We start from the raw sequence: 22,271 nt of genomic DNA, 5'->3' as shown, positions 1-22,271 counted from the left end.
GTTATGAACTGTCTCTCATTCGTCCATACTATTACCTACGAATAAACGTCATCTCGAATGGCATGGGAGGTAGCAGCATGAACCGGAAAAATCCGCTCCACAGCAAACAGACTATATCCGAAATGCCGGTACCACTGGAGTTTGATCGAAGCTGGCTTACCCAGCTTGAATCCCGTTTGGATAAAGGGGGGCCTTGGGGAGATTATCGACTCTTTCAATTAGGTATTCAGGCCGAAGAGACGAATCTAATTCCGAATTTTGACGAAATCCAATGTTTGAAACATTTGCAAGGTCTGACCCCACTCCCTCACCAGATGGACACGGCGCGTAAAGTGTTATTTGAAATGTCTGGCCGAGCCATTCTCGCCGACGAAGTGGGACTGGGTAAAACGATTGAAGCCGGCCTTATCCTCAAAGAATATATGGTTCGTGGTCTTGTATCCAAAGTGCTTATCCTTGTCCCTGCCTCACTTGTACTGCAATGGGTACGAGAGTTGAATTCGAAATTCGGCATTCCTGCCGTTGCTCAGAAAAAAGCCTACTCCTGGCAAAACGAAGTTGTTGTTGCTTCCATGGACACTGCCAAGCGTGATCCGCACAAAGACATGTTACTGAATATCGATTATGACATGATCATTATCGATGAAGCTCATAAGCTCAAAAATAAGAAAACAACAAACTATCAATTCATGCTTAAATTGCGCAAAAAATACTGTCTTTTGCTTACAGCGACACCCGTGCAGAATGACATGAGTGAACTGTTTAATCTGATTAACCTGCTCAAGCCGGGTCAGCTTGGCCGTCAGGGTGATTTTGCTGCCAACTTCGTCGTGGATAAGCGCGTTCCGAAAAATCAAGAACAGCTTAAGGATGAGTTGTCCAAAGTCATGATCCGTAACAGACGCGGCGAAGGGCCTGTTCAGTTCACCAAGCGGAATGTCTCCAACGTCAATCTACAATTATCACCCGAAGAACAGGCTTTATATGACGGTGTGACCTCGTTTGTGAAGGATCAGTATCAGGAAGCTGGTGGCAATCTAAGCAGCATGCTCTCACTCGTTACATTACAACGAGAAGTATGTAGCAGTAGAGATGCTGTATTCGTAACACTCGTCAACCTGTCGAAGAAGCTTCCACTCGACTCTCCTCTTCGGGACAAAATTTGGGAACTCGTTGCTCATATCAAAGCGATTAAGGAAAATACCAAAGCTGAGAAAACGATGGAACTGATTCGCAATATGAATGAGAAGGTAATCATTTTCACCGAATACCGGGCAACGCAGGAGTATCTCCTTAATTATTTTCGTAATAACGGACTTACTGCTGTACCCTATCGAGGCGGCATGAACCGGGGGAAAAAGGATTGGATGATGGATCTGTTCCGTGGACGGGTTCAGGCCATGATTGCCACCGAAGCCGGCGGTGAAGGCATTAACCTACAATTCTGCCACCATATGATTAACTTCGACCTGCCTTGGAACCCCATGCGGGTGGAGCAACGAATCGGACGGGTACACCGGTTGGGACAGCAGAATGACGTTAATATCTTCAATCTATCCACGACGGGCACCATTGAAGAGCATATACTGCATCTACTGCATGAGAAAATCAACATGTTTGAGATGGTGATCGGTGGACTAGATGTTATTCTGGAGCGGCTTGAGAAGAAGGAATCCATCGAGAAAAGCTTAACCAAAATTTTGCTGGAATCGCAAAATGAAGAGGATCTACGTCTCAAGATGGATTCACTAGGACAATCACTGAACTCCATCCAGCGCGAGGTCGCAGACGAAGTGCCTCTGATTACCAAGCTCGATCTTCGTAAAGGAGGAAGCTAACCTATGACCATGTCACCCCACGAGATTCAAGCTTATGTACTTACCTATCTCGAAGCCTTGGATTGTCAGATCATAGAACGCTCTCCCGCCCATGTAACGGTTAAACTCTCGCCCGAGGCTGATAAAGCGCTGACGAATCGACCGTACTATTGGGGATTTGTAGAGCGTACTGGCGCACCAGCAGAAACCATGTCATTTACGTTTGTATTTGATCCGGAAGCTTATAAGCAAGCCATTGAGGCAGCAGAAGCCACAGCAGCACAGGCGAATTCTTCGATTGGATCTGGTGCAGCCAGTGGCGGGACCAGTACCACCACCCCTGGTACTGAACCTGCAAAAGAAACCATTCTGGGGCGCTACTTCGGCATAACTCCGTCTTTACCGCAATTGGGACCAGGACGGATTTTACGTGAAGATGTCGTTTATGGCAGCCGCCGACTTCAGCAAATTTTTGATGCGGCACGTGAGGGTGGGGCTTTTGTTAATCTGTTCGAACAGGCGGCCAAACGACAATTGCGAGCGACAGCGCCGGCCGTTTATGAGCCTTGGCTAGGTGTTTGCTTCAAGGTGGAATTCGCCTGTGATCTGAAACGGGAGGAACTTCATTTTCTCGGCATCTCTCTTCGCTCCGGCGAGATCATTGAACAATTCGGGGCAAAGCTTAACCGACGCGATCTTAGCCCACGATTGGCAGAGAATATGCATGCGCAGGCGGCCAAAATTTCATTATCTACTGCCGGAGCAGCGTTAGAGTCCCATCTCACGAACCGTTTGCTTCAGCTTGATTACGGCTGGGCTGAAAAAGCCAAAGAACGGCTTGCACTGGAGCTTGACGTTGTAGATACGTACTATGAAGCTGTGTTGCGCGAGGAGATGCCTGAGGTAGAAACTACGAGCACAACTGACGCTAACATTCAACGTGCCGCTTCAACACCCGAGCCTTTGCCTTTACGAACAAATGTAACAACCGATGATGTGGGGACGAACAATCGTATTCGTGAGGATGTAGAGATGGCAGCAGAACCGGCTATCTCGTTAGAAGCGGAAACAGATCCGGAGCAAGAAAAAGCCAAACAGGCGGTCATTGACCGTGAGGCGATGAAACTGCAATACGAGACACGCCGAACTGAAATGATCTGGCAATATGAACCCAAAGTGAAGGTTACCGCTATTAGCAGCGGCATGTTTCACTTAAGATAGACGAAGACACTACTTTTCCTGCAAATGCTGGCAAAAGTAGTGTTTATTCATAAGCAGTTGCCCGACAGGTTACAGCAACCTTTGCATAACTCGTCCTCTAGAATGTATATTAGCGTCGCATGCGCAGCCAATACTCGTAGATACATTTCATTCACAGTATCTCGAAGAAGAAGGTGTTTATTTGAAACGAACCGTTACGCAACGGATCTTACTACAGCGAATAACTTTGATCACTCTAGCTGTGCTCAGTTGTGCAGCCTTATCTACTTTCTGGTCGACTGCAAGTGCCGAAGGTCGAAGCACTCCTCCGCTTGCTTCCATGTCATTAACTGATCTCAAAGACAACACTTCTCTCCAGCATGACATGCTAGCTCCTGTTGCTGTACAGCAGTTTGCTCATGAGCACGCTCTTGCGCTTGGTTCAGTAGATGAGCAGTTCAACTGGAAGAAGGCTGAACTCAGCTTTACTCCACTTGGGCCAGGTACACATAGCTGGCTCGTGCAAGCTACTTTTGAAGAGAAATTAATGGGGTATATGATTATTTCTGCAACAGATCAGGGACAATTGAAGCTTAGCGAATACGGTTCAGGAGAGCAGTCACCCTATGATCGCGAGCTGCTAAGCCATGCGTTAGAACGACAACACCTCAGCCTTACGATGATACATGCTGATGGAGGAGAGCTCGGGCTTCGTTATGCGCTTCCTCTCCTCGCTTACTGGAAGGTAGAACGACCGAACCAAGAAGCTCTTTACATCGATGCCACTAATGGTGATCTTTTACCCTCAGAGACTTTGAGACAGATCGAGACGACTTCCAAACCAATGGTCATTATAGATACCGAAGCTTCCGCGACCTCATCCTGGCTTGTCGATTCTGTTCATATGCGACCTACCTTTAGCCCAATGGACAACCTATTATGGATCACCTCCAAACCAGTGAAGCTCAATTGTGTACAAGACTGGATTCAGCTTCATAAGGAGCTTGGAATTGTTTATTCCGCGAATGATCGAAATATATTTTACGGCGGTCCTTTACCTATTAGTGGTTATCAATTGTGGCATAACAAAGCTCAATCACAATCAGTCCTCTATGTCGCGCTTGGTGGACATACTTCCACGCAACGATTCGTACCATTGGATACTCTATTGGAAGACGGTCAATTCTATGTCGCTAACCCTTGAAATGATAGATTACGAGTTACCATGCAAAATAGACGCCTTTTCCTGACCATACAGGAAGTGCGTCTATATTGCATACAGACATCGTTTATTCAATGATCAATCTTCAGTAAGGTAACCGCTCACGTCCATCTATTCCTTGTCTGAAGAGTTTCGTTTCCTCGAATTTGATTCCACAGATTTTTCCTTCTTGCGAACCCACAGCGACACGGCAAAAGGAATCATGCCAAACCATTTCATGGACCATGGTTCCTTCTGTTTGGTACGCCCTTTCCGCTCATCCTTCGGAGTGTCAATATAATGCACCACACGTTGTGTTATATATTTTACCAATTCATCACTTTTGGCCATACCCTCTGCCTCCCTGGCTCCATCACTTGACGAAGCTTACGATAGTTCTATTGTGTGCAGGAAGTGTTCTCGTTAAACATTTTTTGTGGGCTACGTGTATGAAAATCGGCAGAATGCACAGTCTAATGCCAAAGCTATCCATCGAATCCCTAATATGCACCAAACACCAAGATCATGAAGGAGTGTATGTCCCATGTATAAGCTGCTGGTTGCTTCGACCGCTTTGCTAGTTAGCTTGTTATGTCTTCCGGTTCTTCCACTTGTTCAGGGACAGGCAATCCAACCAGTCGGTTCTGTTGCCCCCATCCAAGCTAAACCATCAACGAACAGTCCATCCATGTTACCAATAACCGATGGTGAAGCTTATCGCTCCAGCCATCATGCCTTCGCAGCTCCCGTAATCCTAATTGATGTAGGACATGGAGGAGTCGATGGAGGAACGTCAGCACAAGGTGTGCTGGAGAAGGACATTAACCTCGCTATAAGTCAAAAGGTTTATCTTCTGTTGCGCAGCAAAGGATATGCCGTCATCATTAACCGACTTGGTGATTATGCGCTCAGCGATGATAACCGCTGGCTTAACAGCCGCTCCCGGCATCGCAGAGATTTAGCACAGCGCAAAAGTCTCAGCGAAGAAGTCAGTACGGATATCGTTGTCAGTATCCATGCCAATTGGAGCTCAAGAGCTGCAACACACGGTCCCGTGGTACTGCACCAAAAAGAAGGTAGAAGTTACCTTTTAGCACAATCCATTCAAGATGCCATGAATGACTTATATGGAACTAGACGGCAAGTCATGTGGGGTAAACCCTTTTACCTGTTGAATTATGTGAAACATCCTGCTGTCATTGTTGAAACTGGATTTCTGAGTAATGCAGCAGACCGAGCCAAAATAAGTGATCCTGCCGAGCAAAAGCGCATTGCTGAATCCATCGCAAACGGCATTATTTATTACCTGTCGGTAGTGTAGGCCCAATATGCCAATCCCACACCTCTCGCACCAGATCACCAATACCTACAAATTCAATCTGTCCCTGTAGTTGGGTGACGGTTTCACGAAGAACAGCAGAAGTGTTAAGTCCCGTGTGACCGACATGACCGATGACTACACAGCTTTTTTTATCCACGGCACGCTTAGCGGCCAGTTCCATTTGCTTGCGAATATGCGGCTTAGAGTTCTGGTCGTCTAAGAAGATGTCATTACCGACAGGTGGCATATTTTTGGATGCGGCCAGTTCCCCTACTACCGAGCGAAAATTGGTTCGACTATCTACAAAAAAGAGACCCCGCTCTCGGCATACGTCCAGCACAATCGACATGATTCGTTTGTCCGAAGTAATCTTAGAACCCATATGATTGTTCATGCCGATAGCATACGGGACATCATCAATTGCTTTTTCCACCCGTTCACGAACTTCCTCATCTGTTAGATTGGACGTAATAGCTCCAGGGCCCAGCCACTCCGGTTTCCCTCTCTTCGGCTCCATCGGCATGTGTACAATCACATCCATGCCCTTCTCATGTGCCGCAGTGGCATCTTTTTGAGTTGTTGGCAGAAAGGGCATGACCGCAACGGTCAGCTTGACTGGCATCGCCAAGATTTCTGCTGTACCCTTCATGTCATTACCTACATCATCAATGATAATTGCCATACGGTTATGAGGGGTTACGGATTGTTCAGGTTGAGATGCAACATGCATCCGATCACGATTCGACAGTGCGTAAGCATGGACTATATCCGCTTCTCTTGGCACCTGAGATGCCACTGTTATCTCTCCACCTGCCATACAACCCACGTTAACAAGTAATAAAAGAACGAAGCTCCCCACTAACCGTGTATACCTCTTGCTTCTCACTTTGTTATCCATGTTGATTCCCTCCCTTAGATCTGTGTTCTCATTGTTTGATATTGTAGGGAGTTCTATGTAAGAAATGGTCTGACGTAACTAAAGGAAAATTTGTAACTACTGAATAGAGATAAAAAATGTCATGGATTCCCAATAATTTGAGATAAATTAGTAAAAGACCTGAAATTTGTCAGGTATTCAGTTCAATAATATTTCATTAAAATAAACAAAAGAAAGAATAAATTGATTTTCTTTCCTTTTATTTTTCGAAAGGAGGTTATGTAAGGGCTTACAACTAAATCTATGCAAAATTAAGATTTCATCGGTTTAGCAGTTCTCAGGATAACCATTTTCGAGGAGGATGATCGCAGTGAAATTTAAATTTAGAAAAACCTTTAACGTTTTACTCGCCTGCTTAACGGTTCTGCCACTGATGTTAACACCCACACAAGCTTCGGCAGCAAGTGATGCTACCATCAATTTGTCCTCGGAGAAGCAGCTCATCAAGGGCTTCGGAGGAATTAATCACCCGGTTTGGATCGGCGACTTGACGCCAGCACAACGTAACACAGCCTTCGGCAACGGGCAAAACCAGTTAGGCTTCTCCATCCTGAGGATCAGTGTCGATCCTAATCGAAGTAACTGGTCTAGGGAAGTAGATACAGCCAAAAGAGCGATTGAGCAAGGAGCTCTGGTGTTTGCCTCCCCTTGGAATCCACCAAGTGACATGGTCGAGGCGTTCAACCGGAATGGGGACACTACAGCAAAGCGATTGAAATATGACAAATATGCTGCTTACGCTCAGCACCTCAATGACTTCGTTACGTACATGAGAGATAACGGCGTGAACTTATACGCAATTTCCGTACAAAATGAACCAGATTACGCTCATGATTGGACCTGGTGGACACCACAGGAGATCCTTCGCTTTATGAAAGAAAATGCAGGATCGATCCAGAACACCAAAGTGATGGCGCCTGAATCCTTCCAATACCTGAAAAACATATCTGACCCGATTCTCAATGATCCACAAGCGCTCGCGAATATGGACATTCTAGGAGCACACTTGTACGGGACTCAAGTCAATAACTTTGCATACCCACTCTTCAAGCAAAAAGGTGCAGGCAAAGAACTGTGGATGACCGAAGTTTATTATCCAAACAGTGATAACAATTCTGCAGACCGCTGGCCAGAAGCGTTAGAGGTTTCCCATCACATGCACAATGCAATGGTCGAAGGAGACTTTCAGGCTTATGTATGGTGGTACATCCGTAGACAGTATGGACCGATGAAAGAGGATGGTACGATTAGCAAACGTGGTTATAATATGGCTCAATTCTCCAAGTTTGTTCGTCCAGGCTACCTGCGAGTGGATGCAACGAAAAACCCGGATACCAATACGTTTGTGTCTGCCTACAAAGGAGATAACAAGGTTGTCGTCGTCGCGATTAACAAAGGAACTTCCTCGACCAGTCAACGATTCGTCCTGCAAAATGGTAACGCCTCTACTGTATCCTCATGGATAACGGATAGCAGCCGTAACCTAGCAAGTGGAGCACCGATCAATGTGTCTAACGGCGCATTTACTGCACAGCTTCCTGCTCAAAGTGTAACCACATTTGTAGCGAATATCACTGGGCCAGGTAGTGGTAACACAAGTGGCACAACGTATGAAGCTGAAACAGGAAATACTTTAACTGATGCTGTAGTTGAGACAATCTACCCAGGTTACATGGGCTCTGGATATGTTAATTTTAATGCACTAACGAACTCTGCCATTCAATGGAATAATATTAACAATGCGACAAGTGGTACCAAAAACGTAAAGTTTCGTTATGCACTAGAGAGTGGCACGCGTAACCTCGATGTGTACGTTAACGGAAACAAAGTAATCAGCAATACCCCTTTTTCAGCAACGGGAAGCTGGTCGACATGGGGCGAGAAAACCATTCAGGTGCCCATGAATTCAGGAACGAATACCATTAGAGTTGTAACAACAGGTACCGAAGGGCCTAATATCGATAACATTACAGTTACAGCATCATAATACGTGTAGGATTCAAATGGAAAAAAATTGCCCAAGCCTGCAATTGGTCATTGGTCGTAGTATCCGACAATGGATGGACAAGCTGTGAAATACGGTTATGTGTTCAAAAAAAAGGTTCCCCGTTAGACTAGTGTCTAACAGGGAACCTTTTCATTCGATGCGGTCGAGAGGACTCGAACCTCCACGGGGGGTTAGCCCACACGGACCTGAACCGTGCGCGTCTGCCAATTCCGCCACGACCGCATATGTATATCTCCGTGATATATGTATCTCGGCGACAAAAAATAATATATCACGCAAGCATCTACATGTCAATATAGAAATGCTCAGGAAGAAACCCGATCCAGATAATCAATACCGGATCGGACTTCAACTGGCATAAGATCTGGCATGATTGGTGCCAGTTTAGAATCTATAATAGATTAAAGCTTGGATGGCCAGTTACCATACCATGCATAGCCGCCTCTTCTTTCTTTGTCAATATCGCTCAATTTGTATTTCACGATGCCGTCACGACCGATAAAGATGGGTTTATCCGTTCCAACTTCATAGAAACGAGCCCAGATTGGTGCTGCTTTGGAATCAGCAATAATTTTGCTATCGCCGTTTGCTCTTTCATATCTGTAGCCTGTGATCTTCACTTTGTTAAACCAAGCTTCTGCTCCCTTAATGGAAGCTGTAATTTTGGCGTTGGAAGGTCTTGTTTTCAGGAATTTAACAATCGTTACACTCTCTCCAGCTGTTAATGATGGTACTTCATAGATTCTTGCACCTGCAGGCTTAAGTGTGCTTGAATCATGCTGTTGTCCCCATGCTGTGAGCTTACCACCTGAAACTACCTGTGTCTTCAGAATTGCATCCACACCTTTAGCAACCGCATTTTTACTACGATTGGCAAGGTTGCTGTCGATAAAGGAGAAGTCACCTTTTCGTGTCGCAACTTCATCCAACATGTACATTACATTAATCATCGCATCATCATTATAAGTAATATGTTTGTGATAACCAGAACTTTGATAAACTTGAGGCCATCCACCATTGGAATACTGCATATTCAGCAAAAAGTTAATCCCTTTGATCGCGGCAGCAGAATAACGTGGGTCGTTTGTCTTTTTAAATTCTTTAGCTAGTCTTCTAATTTCTGAGTATGTAGCTTTATTGTCAATCGTAGATTTTGCCCACTCACCAGTGGATTGCTTATATTCTTTTCTCCAGCCACCATCGGCTCTTTGATTCTTCAAAATATCGGATATGCTTGCTGTTGTTCCTGAAGCATCCGCAGCAGATACAGTGCTAACCGGTTGAATGACCATACCTACCGCAGAAAATACCATTGAAAATGCTAGAACTAATGTAACTAACTTTGTTTTTGTATTCAAAATGATCACACACTCCCCGTTATTATTGAAATCATTCAATTCTTCATTCTACTTACTTTCACCCTCTAATAACACGCCTCTCTATCAACTCCTTTATTTGAATTAAATTATAACCACTATATTCCAATATGTGGATGGGATAGAACGATCTTATGCAAAAAAAATAACTTTGTCAATTAATGCAACATCTTGTAACATTCCGCGATTATTGTATCGATCAGAATAGTTCAAACTGCACATGACAAACCTCGAGTGGTATACACTCTAATTTGGATTTGAATCACATATTACTTTTTTGTAATTAGTTACGCTGTCATTTCGTGTTTATTCTTCATAAAAATCTATAGTTCCGTTAACATTGGGCGATAAAGAAGGTATTAAGATAGGTTTGACATTTACGCATATATGCAATATAGTTTCAAAAGGTTACAAAAACTTAATTATTCATTTGCCGAGTTTCATGTTTGAAAACGGGGGAACCATTTTGGGTGAATTATTCTTATACATAGGAAATATAGGGAACCTTCTACCGAACCCTTAGCTAACTCCGTAGGCAACGAAGGGAGAACATTGATTTTGAAAAAACTTATCATCTCCATTTTTGGAGCAGCAGTACTATTTACTTCAGGTGCAACAAGTACAGAGGCAAGCACAATCAACACCGTCGTTAATAACATGGCAGGTATTCCTTACAAATGGGGCGGTACAACCATGGCCGGCTTCGATTGTTCTGGATTTATGAGATATCTTTTTGATAAATATAGCATCGATCTACCACGCACTTCTCAGCAGCAAGCAAAAGCAGGAACTCCTGTATCCAAAGCGAACCTTCGCACAGGCGATCTCGTATTCTTCAATACAATGGGTAAAGGTGTTTCACACGCAGGTGTTTACATCGGTGACGGCCAATTCGCACATGCTTCAAGTAGCAAAGGTGTCAGCATCACTAAATTGTCTAACCCTTACTTCAAAGACCGTTATGTTACAGCTCGCCGAGTTACTGGCCAGTTTATGTATAATAAAATGATTGGAAAAATATAATATAACTTCGATGTACATAAATAAGGACCTATTCCCGTAGCATTTGCGCCAAGGAATAAGTCCTTATTTTCATTGATATGATCTCATCCTGCTTAGTGCAGCGCCTTCTGTACGCGCATTGCGCCCTGAGATAGTGCATGACCGCCGCCTACGGCACCCGCCACTGCAACGGTCTCCATGATCTCCTGATCGGTAGCACCCTTCGCACGAGCTTCCTCCACGTGATAGAAGGTACACACTTCGTTATTCGCAAATAAGCCAATGCCCAAGGCAATTAATTGTTTCGTTTTAGCATCAATGGCTCCTGGCTGAAAGCATTCTCCCGTAAACTCATGGTAAGACTTCACCACTCCCGGTAGCACATCGCTCAACTCACCAATCTGATCCTTATACGCATGAACCTTTTCATTCATCAATGTCATATCATTGCACGCCCTCTCGGTGATAGTTCCACATCCTTCACTGTAACTATCCTTTCTCCTGAGCGAATCGATTATGCCTAGGGTAGGATGGTAAATCCCGTTAGCTCATTTCTTACTCGCTAAGTGGACTCTGGCGCGGCTCGCTAAACAACTGATAGCGATAACTACGATCGAGCTTAACCACACGTCGATTCTGCCGCCGAATGAGTACCTGCTCTCCATCCCAAGCAACAACAATTCCTGTTACATCATTGGACTCAAGCTCGTCCCTTACCACTCTAACCTTTTCACCTGACAAACGCAGGGCATCCAGCTCTGTATCACTAATCATGTCTATAGCTCCTATGTTCCAAATTAATTTTACAAAAAGAGACCTAAATGACAACTCATTTAGGTCTCACGTGACTGTATTGGACTGTCATGTCATACGAAACGTATGTCCCGACTGAAATTTACCGCTGCGCGTGCTCTTTGCTGTCATTCTTCTCAAACCAAAAATCAAGCACTTTGGCGGACATCACACGTTCTTCAAGGTACTCCACTTGATGCGGTGTAAATTGCTCTTTCCAAGAGAAGGACAACTCTTCACACAAGCCTACAATCGTCAGAAGTTCTGACCAGGCAACATAGCGTTTGTACCAGAAAAATTGAGGATGTTCAATCATATAGGGATAAAGGTCATCGAATTCCGTATGTTTACAATCCAGGGCACGTTCAAAATGAACTTTCGATTCCGCCAGCTTATCAATAAAAAATTGTTCTGTTGCCGGTTGGTTCCCCATGGTGTTGCCTCCTCTCCCTAACATAACCCCATTATAAATGAATTCTGCGGTCATGCAAAGGCATTGTTCAAAAAATAGGCCCTTTTCCTTTAAAATGTCACATTTCGTTATCGTCAAACTGAATGCTTCCATCGTTCAGGGAACGAATACGTACCAAGGCTTCAACAGGAATTCCCTGTTCACGAATGGTTCGTGCTCCTGCTTGAAAACACTTTTCGACGACTACACCGAAACCAACTAATTCCGCCCCAGAGCGTTCAATGATCTTGATAACACCGCGAGCTGCATCCCCATTAGCAATAATATCGTCTATGAACAAAATACGATCATTCTCATGAATATATTCACGAGAGACCATAATATCGGTCACAATTCCTTTCGTAAACGATGGTACACGTTCACAGTAGGCATCAGGATCAGCCAGTAGCGTTTTTTTGCGTCGAGCGAATACTAGAGGTACTCCTAGCTCATGTGCAACAGCAAAAGCTACCGGAATGCCAGAAGACTCCACCGTAATAACACGTGTTACGCCACTTTCACGAAAACGTGAGGCAAACTCACGTCCCATTTCCATTGTCAAACCAGGGTCAATCTGATGATTCAGCAGTCCATCCAATTTAAGCACCTGATCAGAGATGACTACTCCTTCTTCTAAAATACGTTGTTTCAACACTTCCATGATTTGACCTCCCAAGCCTATCCTATGACGTAAAAGTATCATAGATATGACTGTCAATTCAAGCGAAATCAGCTTTATTGTTACTCAGCCTTACAATTGATGCTCCAATAATGAGCTCATTGTCATGAGTTTCCAGGGTCAAGCATACCTTGTACCATGGCACCCGCATGTCCAAACTATTCAGGGGCCTGAGAGGGGAAACGCATGAAACAGGCATTTCGGGTGCTGCAGATCGCATTTACATACATTGGAACGGTGGTAGGTGCCGGCTTTGCAACTGGTCAGGAGATCCTGCAGTTTTTTACCCAGTATGGCAAATGGGCAACATTCACCATCGGCCTATCCACCATACTTTTTGTCTGGCTAGGCACCAAAATGATGCTCATTGCACACGATACAGGCTCCCGCTCCTATGAAGATCTTAATAAGCATTTATTCGGCTACAAAGCAGGCAGATGGATTACTTGGATTACCCTTCTCATTCTCATTGGAGTGAACAGCGTCATGTTGGCTGGAGCAGGCTCCGTCTTTGTTGAACATCTCGGCTTGCATTACCAGACCGGCTTACTCGTTACACTTGTCGGTACTTACCTTCTTCTGGGACGAGGTATCCGAGCCATCATGCAGATGAATAGTATCGTGGTGCCGATGATGCTGCTACTCTCGCTACTTATGATTACCAGCACACTCCATCAACCTGGGGCTTCTAGATTTATCACGTTAACAACCGATAAAAGTCTGATACAGGTATGGCTATCTCCACTCTTATACACTTCATTTAATCTGGTATTAGCCCAAGCTGTACTCGTACCTTTAGGTAACCAGATTCATAGTCGAAACATGCTGAAGTGGGGCGGCGTACTTGGTGGAATTGGAGTAGGCTTTATGCTGCTCGCAGCTCATTTTGCTATGTCTGCACAGATGCCGGGAATAACACAATTTGAAATTCCGATGGGCAGCATTGCCTTTCAGCTTGGTTGGATCGTTCAGTCCGTTTATGTATCCCTGATTTTCATGGAAATATTCAGCACCTTTGTGGCGGATATTTATGGTATGACGCTGCAGGTCAGACAAAACATTCGTGTACATCCGCGAGTCATTATGCTGGTTATTATGTTGCTGTGTTACTCCTTTAGTCAATTTGGCTTCAGCTCTCTATTATCTATTCTTTACCCCATTTTCGGATGTTTGGCACTCATCTGGGCTTTTAAATTAATTATGGATCGTTGGGGCAGTTTCCGAGGGACAAAAGAAAAATACTAGTCCCTTTGTGGCAACTTGAGCTGAATAGACCGACTCTAAGATAATTCATTTATTTTAAGAGTCGGTTTTTATTTTATTTTTTTCGATCGTTTAGTTTTAAAAGGTCAATTCAGCGTCATCGCTGTATTATGAAGAACATTCACAAGCTCATCAGAGGGCTCTGCGTTTAACTTGAAATAATGAACATACTCTTCTCGATCTACTTGATAGCTTAACTTCACGTACATATCTGTATAAATCTCCAATGTCTCTTGATCTACCTTCGATGGATCTAACAAGAACGCCCTAAATAGGGATGCCCTTGTACTTGTGCCATGTGGTGCAATTGTTGGTAGGTTATCAAAGATGACATTTGATTCAAAAATGGTGGTTGTACCTATTTTACTCAGCATTTGTGGATGAAGATGAAAGCTCATTTGCAGCTGTTCCATCTTCACTTTGGGTTCTTCAATGAACATTTCGTAAATGATATGCTCCACATTTTCCTTATTACGATAGTTAATCGTAGCTGTAATGTTGAAATGATCGTTCACCACATCCGTTAAAAATACGTCAGGCTGATACGCAATCTTACTTTCCATATCACTTAATTCCTTGGATTGTCCACGATGATTCAGATCAGTACATCCAGCAATGAGAAGCATTATTATGGTCGTACAGGCTATAAGAGGTTTAGCAAACATCTTCAAACTCCCTTCCTCCCTTTCCTTCGAATTGAACATTTCAATTCAGTAAGTATCTAATTTGTAGTACACATTCGCATCTATCTTTTTAATACACGCTATTAATGACTACTATTTAGAACTTAACCATAAAGTCAGAAAATAAAAAACACAGCATAACTGCTTATGTACCAGCAATTATGTTGTGTTCTTCTAAGATATCGTTATTTTATTAGGTTAAAGAGGGTTTAGCGAATTGCAAATACATTTTTTTCAGTTCATTGACTGATCTACCTAGAGAATAATGCGTCTTCGCCTTCTCACATGCTGAGCGTGCAAGCTCATAACGATAAGCTGGGTCGACCATCACCTTCTCTAAAGCTTCTGCAAGCGCAGACGGGTCCTCCGAAGGAACCAACAGTCCGTTACTACCATTCTCAATCTGTTCAGGAATTCCTCCAACATCTGTACCAACTAACGCTAGACAGCTCAGTGCAGCCTCTGCAAAGACAGATCCGAAGGCCTCCGCACGTGAAGGAAGTACAAAAATATCAAAGAACGGCATAAATTCCTCAGGATGCAGCGTGTAACCATAAAATATCGTTTCGTTATATATCCCAAGGCGCTGTGCCAACTCCTCCAGATCAGGGCGAATTGGTCCATCTCCGATAATATGAAGAACGTAATCTAGTCCTCGATCCTTGAGTTCCGCGCATGCCTTGAACAGAATATCCAGACCTTTGGCCGGCACAAGGCGACATACGGTAACTAACTGTGGGATGGCATTGTCATGCGCAATCGGTTTAAACCTTTTTTCATCGAATCCATTCGGTATAATGCCGATGGTATCCGGTTGTTGAACATAAGCACCCAAATAACGACGGAACGAGTCAGACACGGTTAACAACCGCTCTGCTTGATGCTCCAACTCACGGTAAATCGCCACCAGGAATTGATGTTCCAATCCATCGGGCTCGATCCGACCATTCAAAATCAACTCTCGTTCATAACTGGAGTGAATCGTTTGAATGAGAGGTGTGTCTGGGAAAACCTTTTTCATCGCAAGACCGGCTATTGGATGATGTGCGTGGATGAGATCATACGGCTTCTGAATTCGTAATTTCGTCCACCATAAGTAATCACGATACGTTTGCATATATTTCTGAACAATCGGACTGTCCTGATACAGTGTCCAATCGAACGTCTCAAAAGCAATATCTTCTCTACCTTTGTTGCGAATACGTTTGGGTAGCGAGAACAGATCCATCTCCCATCGGGGAGCTGTGAACCTCTCTTGCATATACGGTATCATAGAGGATACACCTCCGGGCTGCTCCGGAGGAAAGAATAGCGCCTGCAGCAATTTCACCGTTAGTTTCCCCCTTTCTTGCTTCGATCTTATAAGTACATCTTCAATTATGATATATTAGAACGTATGTTCAGTAAAGCAATAACTGAACATTTCCTCTCCATTCTTCTTACACTGGGATAACATGTTACATGATGAGTCATTTCTCTCTTTATCATTATACGTTACATAATAAGAGCCGGTGAGCTGTTATCTACGCTCCCGGCTCCGTATATTTATTTTATTCAGTACGCAATCAACTTAACATTAATTCAATCCTAAAGACTTCTCATACGTGCTATATCCCTCAGTTTCACCTACAAACGTGTAACCATGACGAACGTAAAACGCATTGAGTGTCGCATTGTCCGCACCACAATCCAATCGCATCGTGTGTTTATCCTCAAACTGAATGCCTTCGGTCGCCCAGTCCAATATACTACGTCCAAGACCTGTCTTAGCATACTTTCTACGAATGGCTAGGCGGTGCAAATAAACTGCTCCATCTTTCGTATGTGCTCTCGTTCCCCATAGTTTACTGTCCCAAGCACTCGGCTTACGCATCAGAATGACCATTCCAGCGACTTCAGCGCCTTTTTTGAACACAAAAACATCACCACGCCGAATAGCGCCTTCCGTATCATGCGAATCCTCTCCCTCTAGTAGGGCACTCCACTGGTTTGAACCCTGACTACGCAGCCATTCCGCCGTCTCTGTTAGAAGAGCCATGACCGCCTCCGTATCTTTTGGCTCTGCCAACTTAACTCGAAAGTCTTCGTTAATGATATCTTGGATGATTGTAAATGATCGCTCCATCTTTCTCCGCACTCCTTTGTCTCTAATGAATAATGGAACTATACCCGGAAATGTATATTTCGTCAAAAAAGCAAATAAAAAAGGTAAAGAGCCGTAGCCCTTTACCTGTCAATCCTCGCTTCATCAATAATCTGGTTGCGGTATAACATCGTCAGATGCAACGTATCGAACTCAAGCTCTTTGTCCAGTTCCTTCAGAAGCACCTCGACTAAGCTCTGTCGCTGCACATTGGTACCCGGAATCTGATAATCCATATATCCGGTTAGATCCGGATGTGAAGTGTCAATTGTAGCTGTTCCCACCGGCAGTCCACCACGTTCCTGAAGGTACAGTGCGTACTCACGGAACTCTCGGTCTTTGCGTACAAGCATGACATAAGAGATATCCTCCGCATCTTCCTCTACCTCTCTGTCTTGCATCTCATCTACAGTTCGACCTGTTGTATCGTAGTGAGAAGCATTGCTTAGAGCACCAACTGTTTGGTATTCGTCATCCGAAGTTACATCATCTTCATGGTCATCTTCCCCAGCAAAGTCACGGTGTACCCACTCTACCGAATCGAATTGGTTCCCCTGATGCCAGAAGTGAATCGTAATCGTATCGATCAACTCTTCATCCAACTCTCGCACAAGTAACTCTGCAGCAATCTCTTGCTGTTGTTCATCCGGCTCGTCATACCAGTGAATTTCACCTTGGACATCTGCTCCATACTGTTTCAGCGTCGCTTCGGCAAGTTCCTGACCTTGTACATCATTAAATACATACGTCGATATGTTGCGTCCCGCTGATACGAGTTCCATCTCCAGCAGATGCTCCTGATCCTGATATGTAAAAGATTCATCTTGCGAGCCGGGAATGATCTGAATCGCACTCACATCTGTATCATCGTAATCCCTATCATATCGGTTCTCATCTTCGTACCATTCCACCTCAACCTCGGTATCCGGTTTCAGCAACACCGAACGCAGTGTTCCACAGTTGACTAACACTTCATAATAATCAGCTTCCACCGCATCAACAAGCGCACGAACATATTCATGTACTTTGTCCATAACGATTTCTTCAGATGCTTCCGTTAGCGATCCACGTTCCAATTGAAGACTTCCCGATAAACGATCATTCTCTCTATACACGACTAAAAGCGAACCTACGTATTGACCATGTACCATAACATCCAGTACTTCGCCGCCTAATGTTCGCAGATTCGGAATGAGCTCCACATGTAGTTCCATGAATCCGTCCTCCTTGGTCTTCTAAGATTATTCTCTTAGGTTGCCCAATAAGACAGTAGATTATGAGATCAACCCTTAGCGTTTTCTAGTTCGTACGTTCAGTTTGATCCTATTCTCCTAATACATGCTTTCGAATTGAATGTGCCACGCCCTGCTCATTGTTCGAAAGTGTCACTTCATCTGCAGCTGCTTTCACTTCATCAGGAGAATTGTCCATCGCAATTCCTTTGCCTGCATAGGTCAGCATCGTTATATCATTATAATAATTACCAATAGCCATTACTTCAGAGGGCTGAATGCCTTTGGATTCAGCTAATCTTTTCAATGCTGTACCTTTGGTTGCTTCGGGGTGCATCAGATCAATGAAAAAGTCTCCACTACGTGTCATGTAGTAAGGAAGATTCCAGTTCCCCCACTCTTGCTGTACTGTGTTCATTTGCTCTAACGGTCCAAAGGCCGTAAATTTGACAAGTGGTTCAGTTAGATCTGCCCACTGGGGCAACTGTTGTGGCTTCATCATAAAGTTGCGATACATCTCTTGTACTTGCAATTCCAGCCCTTCCGGCTGATCCACATATAATCCAAATGCCGTGTTAATGTCAAAATGAACTCCATTCTCCCGACAATAGGTGATAAACGGCTCTAGCCCCTGACCCTCCATCGCAAAACGATGAATAATTTCACGTGTGCTTACTTCAGCAGTTACCGCTCCGTTATGTGTTATCACATAGCCTGCCAAACCCATCTGCTCCATAAAAGGAATCGTGTTGGCTGGTCCTCTGCCTGAGCACAGCACAATCTCTATCCCTTGACGGGATGCACGAATCAAGGTTTCTTGTGTCATCTCAGTTAGTTCATGATGATCATTCAGCAATGTTCCATCGACATCAAGTGCAATTAATTTATATGTCATTGTGTATTCACTCCTTAAATAGGGGGGATCGCACCCACCCAAACCCTCCCTTCCGAGAGGGCCCCAGAGGGCTCTGCCCTCGGAAGGGAGGGTTTGCGGAAGCGGCGGTGGGTCGGGTCTTGCTATGTAACGTTTGGTGTGGGAGCGCTTGTCTGCCAGGATCACCGCTAAATATAGCGGCGACCCTGCCCAAGCTTACTGGGACCATTTCGGGCAAGGCTTCGCCTCTTGCCCGGAGCTCCCTGCTCCGCTTCGCGAAGGGCGGGAGCTTTGCGCCTTTGGCGCTGGGGGCAAGGCTTCGCCTCTTGCCCGGGGCTCCCTGCTCCGCTTCGCGAAGGGCGGGAGCTTTGCGCCTTTGGCGCTGGGGGCAAGGCTTCGCCTCTTGCCCGGGGCTCCCTGCTCCGCTTCGCGAAGGGCGGGAGCTTTGCGCCTTTGGCGCTGGGGGGAAGGCTTCGCTCCTTGCCCAGGCTCCCTGCTCCGCTCCGCGAAGGGCGGGAGCTTTTGCGCCTTTGGCGCTGGGGGCAAGGCTTCGCTCCTTGCCCAGGCTCCCTGCTCCGCTTCGCGAAGGGCGGGAGCTTGCGCCTTTGGCGCGGGGGCAAGGCTTCGCTCCTTGCCCAGAGCTCCCTGCTCCGCTTCGCGAAGGGCGGGAGCCTATTTGCGCAGAATATTTAACTCTTCTGCGGTAAGTTCGCGATAGCTGCCCATCGGTAGATCGTCTGCTAGCTGCAGGTCACCCATGGCTACTCGTTTAAGGTAAACCACTCGTTTGCCAACAGCCTGAAACATACGTTTCACCTGGTGAAACTTCCCTTCGTGAATGATCAACGATATGGATGAATATACACCCTCATCCGTCTCTTCGTGATGAAGAATCGTTAGATCCGCCGGTAAGGTTTTATATCCGTCATCCAACTGTATACCTGCCTTGAATTGCCGAATATCCTCTTCAACCACTCGTCCTAATACACGAGCTTCATACGTCTTAGGAACGTGTTTACGTGGGGATAGTAGATCATGCGCAAGCGGCCCATCATTGGTTAGGATCAGCAAACCTTCTGTGTCTTTATCCAGACGGCCAACCGGGAACGGGTTGAAGACACGATCTTCTTTACGCAGTAAATCTAATACCGTTCGATCTCTATTATCTTCGGTAGCCGACACAACACCCGGTGGTTTATGCAACATCAGATAGATCATTTCCCGGTAGACGATCCGTTCGCCATCTACCTCGATGACATTCAGGTCTGGATTCACCTGTAATCCGCTATCTTTCACAGCTTTGCCATCCACTTGTATGCGGCCTTGCTTCACTAACTTTTTGAGTTCACTTCGTGTACCCACACCCATATGACTCAGGATCTTGTCCAAACGCAAGGTCTGTTTTCCCTTTCCACTCATACCGATGTCCACCTCCAGCCTGCCGGATATTCATTTTTCAGCACGCCATCCAGCCATTTTCCCCAGCCAGCGGCATAACCATCAACACACACTAAAGTATAACCCTTGGCAACTACTCCCGCCTTGAGCTGAACCCGAGACTCCTCAATATTCAAGGTCTCTCCTTTTAAATACCTCACCGCTTCACCATTTGCAGAATTAAGGTTGATCACTCGCACTGCCTCTGTATTATGCAACGCACATGCCAACGGATGGGATGGCACAAATCGTCCATTTTTCACCGTTCCCATGAACCATCCAGGACGAATGACTTTAAGTCCCTCTAGACGCTCAGCACCTACCGAAGATTGATATACACGATCACCGTAATACACCGTTTCTCCTGGAAGCTCTATTTCCAGATGGTCTTGTACAAACTGCTTATAGATGACCTCCGGTTCCAACTGCTCCGTTCCACGACCCTGTCCACGTCGCTCTGATTTGCGCCCGCCACGTTCGTTTCCTTTCGCCTGTTTCCCCTTCGATTTCCCCTCATAGTCCTGTCTAGGTTTGTTCTCTCTCGCCTCTGTTCTCAGAAGACGCTCTCGTTTACGATCTGCTTTACTAAGGGGTGCTGACGCTGCAATGAAACGCTCTTGCTCTGATTCACGCTCAGTATCAATATGCACTCTATCATCTGCTACTCCGTCCGCAATGTCATCCGCCTCTGAATCCACCAGATCTTGCCCAGTGAAAGATGGACTCCGATGCTGTAACACTGCTACATAATGACCTTCCCCTTCTAACAAATGAGGCCATAATCTCGCTGTTCCAGCCACTTGATCCAATACCAAGGCTGTCTCCTGTGCCGTTTCCGGCATCGTTTGACGCACCCAATCAGGTCTACCCGGCTCAAATCCTGCTTCCTTAGGGATGCCTTTCACAACAAAATCAGGATTCAACTTCAGAAACTCCGCAATCATTGCTTCATTTTCCTCAGGCGCAAATGTGCATGTCGAATAAACGATCGTACCTCCTGGAGCCAGCAGTCTGGCAGCCGTCTCTAGAATGTCTCGTTGCATCAGAACACACTTATCAATGGAGTGATCCTCCCATGATTTCACCATGTCCTCATCCTTGCGGAACATGCCTTCCCCTGAACAAGGAGCATCTATTAAGACCTTATCGAAATAATGTTCAAATGCACCTGCGATACGCTCTGGAGATTCGTTCAACACAACTGCATTTCGAACCCCGTACAATTCCACATTTTTGGCGAGAGCCTTCGTTCGCTCAGCATGAATATCATTGGTTACCAGCACACCCTTACCTTGCAGTTTGGCTGCAATCTGGGTAGACTTCCCGCCTGGCGCAGCACAAAGATCAAGCACTCGGTCTCCTGGCTGCACACCCAATAATTCAACAGGTGCCATTGCACTTGGTTCTTGAATGTAATATAGACCTGCATGATAATACGGATGCAAGCCCGGCTTCACCCCGTGAGGCACATAAAAACCTGTCCCACACCAAGGAATGGGACGCAAATCGAATGGAGCAAGTTGCTCGAACGACTCCATGGATATTTTTAACGTATTCACTCTAAGCCCTGCATGTGGGGACTGATCATATGATGACATAAATTGTTCAAATTCATTACCAAGCAATGTTTTCATTCGCTCAGCAAATTTCAAAGGTAGCTGTACAGCCATAATTGCACTCATCCTGTCCTGTTAAAATACCAGCATCTCTTAGAATGCCTACATCTTGCTCTATGTTATCATATCCGAGTTTTGCTGTCTTATCGGTTCAGTAGATATTCCACTACAGCCTGTAATGTTGTATAATGACAAGTAGGTTAATTCTTGAGCAAAAATTCGGTGTATTATGCATATTA

At 45.2% G+C, this 22,271-nt stretch carries 21 protein-coding genes, 1 tRNA gene and 1 riboswitch; of the genes, 7 read left to right on the top strand and 15 right to left on the bottom strand.

Features of this window, described 5'->3' with window-relative positions; translation table 11 throughout:
• The first annotated feature begins 77 nt into the window (after nucleotides 1-77).
• The 3 genes from J2T19_RS06070 (at nucleotide 78) to J2T19_RS06060 (ending at nucleotide 4,221) form a co-directional block, all read left to right on the top strand.
• On the top strand, nucleotides 78-1,838 hold the full coding sequence (locus J2T19_RS06070) for a DEAD/DEAH box helicase (RefSeq protein ID WP_307214134.1): 1,761 nt from the start codon (nucleotides 78-80) through the stop codon (nucleotides 1,836-1,838).
• A gap of 3 nt (nucleotides 1,839-1,841) precedes the next feature.
• Nucleotides 1,842-3,038, top strand: coding sequence for a YqhG family protein (locus tag J2T19_RS06065; RefSeq protein ID WP_307214132.1), 1,197 nt, complete (start codon nucleotides 1,842-1,844; stop codon nucleotides 3,036-3,038).
• A 181-nt stretch (nucleotides 3,039-3,219) separates the two neighbouring features.
• Nucleotides 3,220-4,221 carry a hypothetical protein gene (locus J2T19_RS06060; RefSeq protein ID WP_307214131.1) on the top strand — a complete coding sequence of 334 codons (1,002 nt, stop codon included), beginning with the start codon at nucleotides 3,220-3,222 and terminating at the stop codon, nucleotides 4,219-4,221.
• A 129-nt stretch (nucleotides 4,222-4,350) separates the two neighbouring features.
• On the opposite strand, the gene J2T19_RS06055 is transcribed toward J2T19_RS06060, so the two are convergent.
• Complete coding sequence (locus J2T19_RS06055) at nucleotides 4,351-4,569, bottom strand: YqzE family protein (protein ID WP_307214129.1); 219 nt, start codon at nucleotides 4,567-4,569, stop codon at nucleotides 4,351-4,353.
• 193 nt (nucleotides 4,570-4,762) lie between these two features.
• Here J2T19_RS06055 and J2T19_RS06050 point away from each other — a divergent pair, with 193 nt between their 5' ends.
• Complete coding sequence (locus tag J2T19_RS06050; protein WP_307214128.1) at nucleotides 4,763-5,539, top strand: N-acetylmuramoyl-L-alanine amidase family protein; 777 nt, start codon at nucleotides 4,763-4,765, stop codon at nucleotides 5,537-5,539.
• Here J2T19_RS06050 and J2T19_RS06045 read toward each other — a convergent pair.
• The gene (locus J2T19_RS06045; RefSeq protein ID WP_307214127.1) at nucleotides 5,514-6,437 is read right to left on the bottom strand and encodes a divergent polysaccharide deacetylase family protein; all 924 of its coding nucleotides are present in this window, start codon (nucleotides 6,435-6,437) and stop codon (nucleotides 5,514-5,516) included. The genes J2T19_RS06050 and J2T19_RS06045 overlap by 26 nt on opposite strands.
• A gap of 340 nt (nucleotides 6,438-6,777) precedes the next feature.
• Between J2T19_RS06045 and xynC the strand changes: the two genes are divergently transcribed.
• The gene (gene xynC, locus J2T19_RS06040) at nucleotides 6,778-8,463 is read left to right on the top strand and encodes a glucuronoarabinoxylan endo-1,4-beta-xylanase XynC (RefSeq protein ID WP_307214125.1); all 1,686 of its coding nucleotides are present in this window, start codon (nucleotides 6,778-6,780) and stop codon (nucleotides 8,461-8,463) included.
• A 158-nt stretch (nucleotides 8,464-8,621) separates the two neighbouring features.
• Here the strand turns inward: xynC and J2T19_RS06035 are convergent.
• A tRNA-Leu gene (locus J2T19_RS06035) sits at nucleotides 8,622-8,706 on the bottom strand.
• Nucleotides 8,707-8,885: 179 nt separating this feature from the next.
• Nucleotides 8,886-9,842 carry a pectate lyase gene (pelA, locus tag J2T19_RS06030; RefSeq protein ID WP_370874819.1) on the bottom strand — a complete coding sequence of 319 codons (957 nt, stop codon included), beginning with the start codon at nucleotides 9,840-9,842 and terminating at the stop codon, nucleotides 8,886-8,888.
• Nucleotides 9,843-10,281: 439 nt separating this feature from the next.
• A riboswitch (cyclic di-AMP (ydaO/yuaA leader) is annotated at nucleotides 10,282-10,413 on the top strand.
• A 5-nt stretch (nucleotides 10,414-10,418) separates the two neighbouring features.
• Here pelA and J2T19_RS06025 point away from each other — a divergent pair.
• Nucleotides 10,419-10,883 carry a C40 family peptidase gene (locus tag J2T19_RS06025; RefSeq protein WP_145046084.1) on the top strand — a complete coding sequence of 155 codons (465 nt, stop codon included), beginning with the start codon at nucleotides 10,419-10,421 and terminating at the stop codon, nucleotides 10,881-10,883.
• A gap of 92 nt (nucleotides 10,884-10,975) precedes the next feature.
• Here the strand turns inward: J2T19_RS06025 and J2T19_RS06020 are convergent, their stop codons facing one another.
• The 4 genes from J2T19_RS06020 to J2T19_RS06005 form a co-directional block, all read right to left on the bottom strand.
• A complete protein-coding gene (locus J2T19_RS06020) occupies nucleotides 10,976-11,305 on the bottom strand; it encodes a carboxymuconolactone decarboxylase family protein (RefSeq protein WP_056700336.1) in 330 nt (109 codons plus the stop codon).
• Between the two features lie 112 nt (nucleotides 11,306-11,417).
• Nucleotides 11,418-11,636, bottom strand: a complete 219-nt coding sequence (locus J2T19_RS06015) for a hypothetical protein (protein ID WP_056700334.1) — start codon at nucleotides 11,634-11,636, stop codon at nucleotides 11,418-11,420.
• Nucleotides 11,637-11,757: 121 nt separating this feature from the next.
• The gene (locus tag J2T19_RS06010; RefSeq protein WP_024629266.1) at nucleotides 11,758-12,087 is read right to left on the bottom strand and encodes a hypothetical protein; all 330 of its coding nucleotides are present in this window, start codon (nucleotides 12,085-12,087) and stop codon (nucleotides 11,758-11,760) included.
• Between the two features lie 97 nt (nucleotides 12,088-12,184).
• Complete coding sequence (locus tag J2T19_RS06005) at nucleotides 12,185-12,766, bottom strand: xanthine phosphoribosyltransferase (RefSeq protein WP_145046082.1); 582 nt, start codon at nucleotides 12,764-12,766, stop codon at nucleotides 12,185-12,187.
• Nucleotides 12,767-12,970: 204 nt separating this feature from the next.
• On the opposite strand from J2T19_RS06005, the gene J2T19_RS06000 reads away from it, so the two are divergent.
• The gene (locus J2T19_RS06000) at nucleotides 12,971-14,029 is read left to right on the top strand and encodes a YkvI family membrane protein (protein WP_307214115.1); all 1,059 of its coding nucleotides are present in this window, start codon (nucleotides 12,971-12,973) and stop codon (nucleotides 14,027-14,029) included.
• 104 nt (nucleotides 14,030-14,133) lie between these two features.
• Here J2T19_RS06000 and J2T19_RS05995 read toward each other — a convergent pair whose 3' ends face one another.
• The 7 genes from J2T19_RS05995 to J2T19_RS05965 form a co-directional block, all read right to left on the bottom strand.
• Complete coding sequence (locus tag J2T19_RS05995) at nucleotides 14,134-14,718, bottom strand: hypothetical protein (RefSeq protein WP_307214113.1); 585 nt, start codon at nucleotides 14,716-14,718, stop codon at nucleotides 14,134-14,136.
• 205 nt (nucleotides 14,719-14,923) lie between these two features.
• Nucleotides 14,924-16,060, bottom strand: a complete 1,137-nt coding sequence (locus J2T19_RS05990; protein WP_307214111.1) for a glycosyltransferase family 4 protein — start codon at nucleotides 16,058-16,060, stop codon at nucleotides 14,924-14,926.
• Between the two features lie 246 nt (nucleotides 16,061-16,306).
• Nucleotides 16,307-16,855, bottom strand: coding sequence for a GNAT family N-acetyltransferase (locus J2T19_RS05985; RefSeq protein WP_307214109.1), 549 nt, complete (start codon nucleotides 16,853-16,855; stop codon nucleotides 16,307-16,309).
• Nucleotides 16,856-16,956: 101 nt separating this feature from the next.
• Nucleotides 16,957-18,087, bottom strand: a complete 1,131-nt coding sequence (locus J2T19_RS05980) for a hypothetical protein (RefSeq protein ID WP_307214107.1) — start codon at nucleotides 18,085-18,087, stop codon at nucleotides 16,957-16,959.
• A 109-nt stretch (nucleotides 18,088-18,196) separates the two neighbouring features.
• Complete coding sequence (locus J2T19_RS05975) at nucleotides 18,197-19,000, bottom strand: Cof-type HAD-IIB family hydrolase (protein WP_307214105.1); 804 nt, start codon at nucleotides 18,998-19,000, stop codon at nucleotides 18,197-18,199.
• 651 nt (nucleotides 19,001-19,651) lie between these two features.
• Entirely contained in the window at nucleotides 19,652-20,398 is a 747-nt protein-coding gene (locus tag J2T19_RS05970; RefSeq protein WP_307214104.1) for a pseudouridine synthase, read from the bottom strand.
• Nucleotides 20,395-22,086 (bottom strand): RsmF rRNA methyltransferase first C-terminal domain-containing protein, encoded by a 1,692-nt coding sequence (locus tag J2T19_RS05965; RefSeq protein WP_307214102.1) that lies wholly within the window; start codon nucleotides 22,084-22,086, stop codon nucleotides 20,395-20,397. The genes J2T19_RS05970 and J2T19_RS05965 overlap by 4 nt, the downstream gene beginning before the upstream one ends.
• Nucleotides 22,087-22,271: the final 185 nt, after the last annotated feature.

Source organism: Paenibacillus tundrae, from assembly GCF_030812775.1.
In the GTDB taxonomy this organism is placed as follows: Bacteria; Bacillota; Bacilli; order Paenibacillales; family Paenibacillaceae; genus Paenibacillus; species Paenibacillus tundrae_A.
Note: the sequence above shows the minus strand (reverse complement) of the source record. Positions and strands in the feature narration are given on the sequence as shown.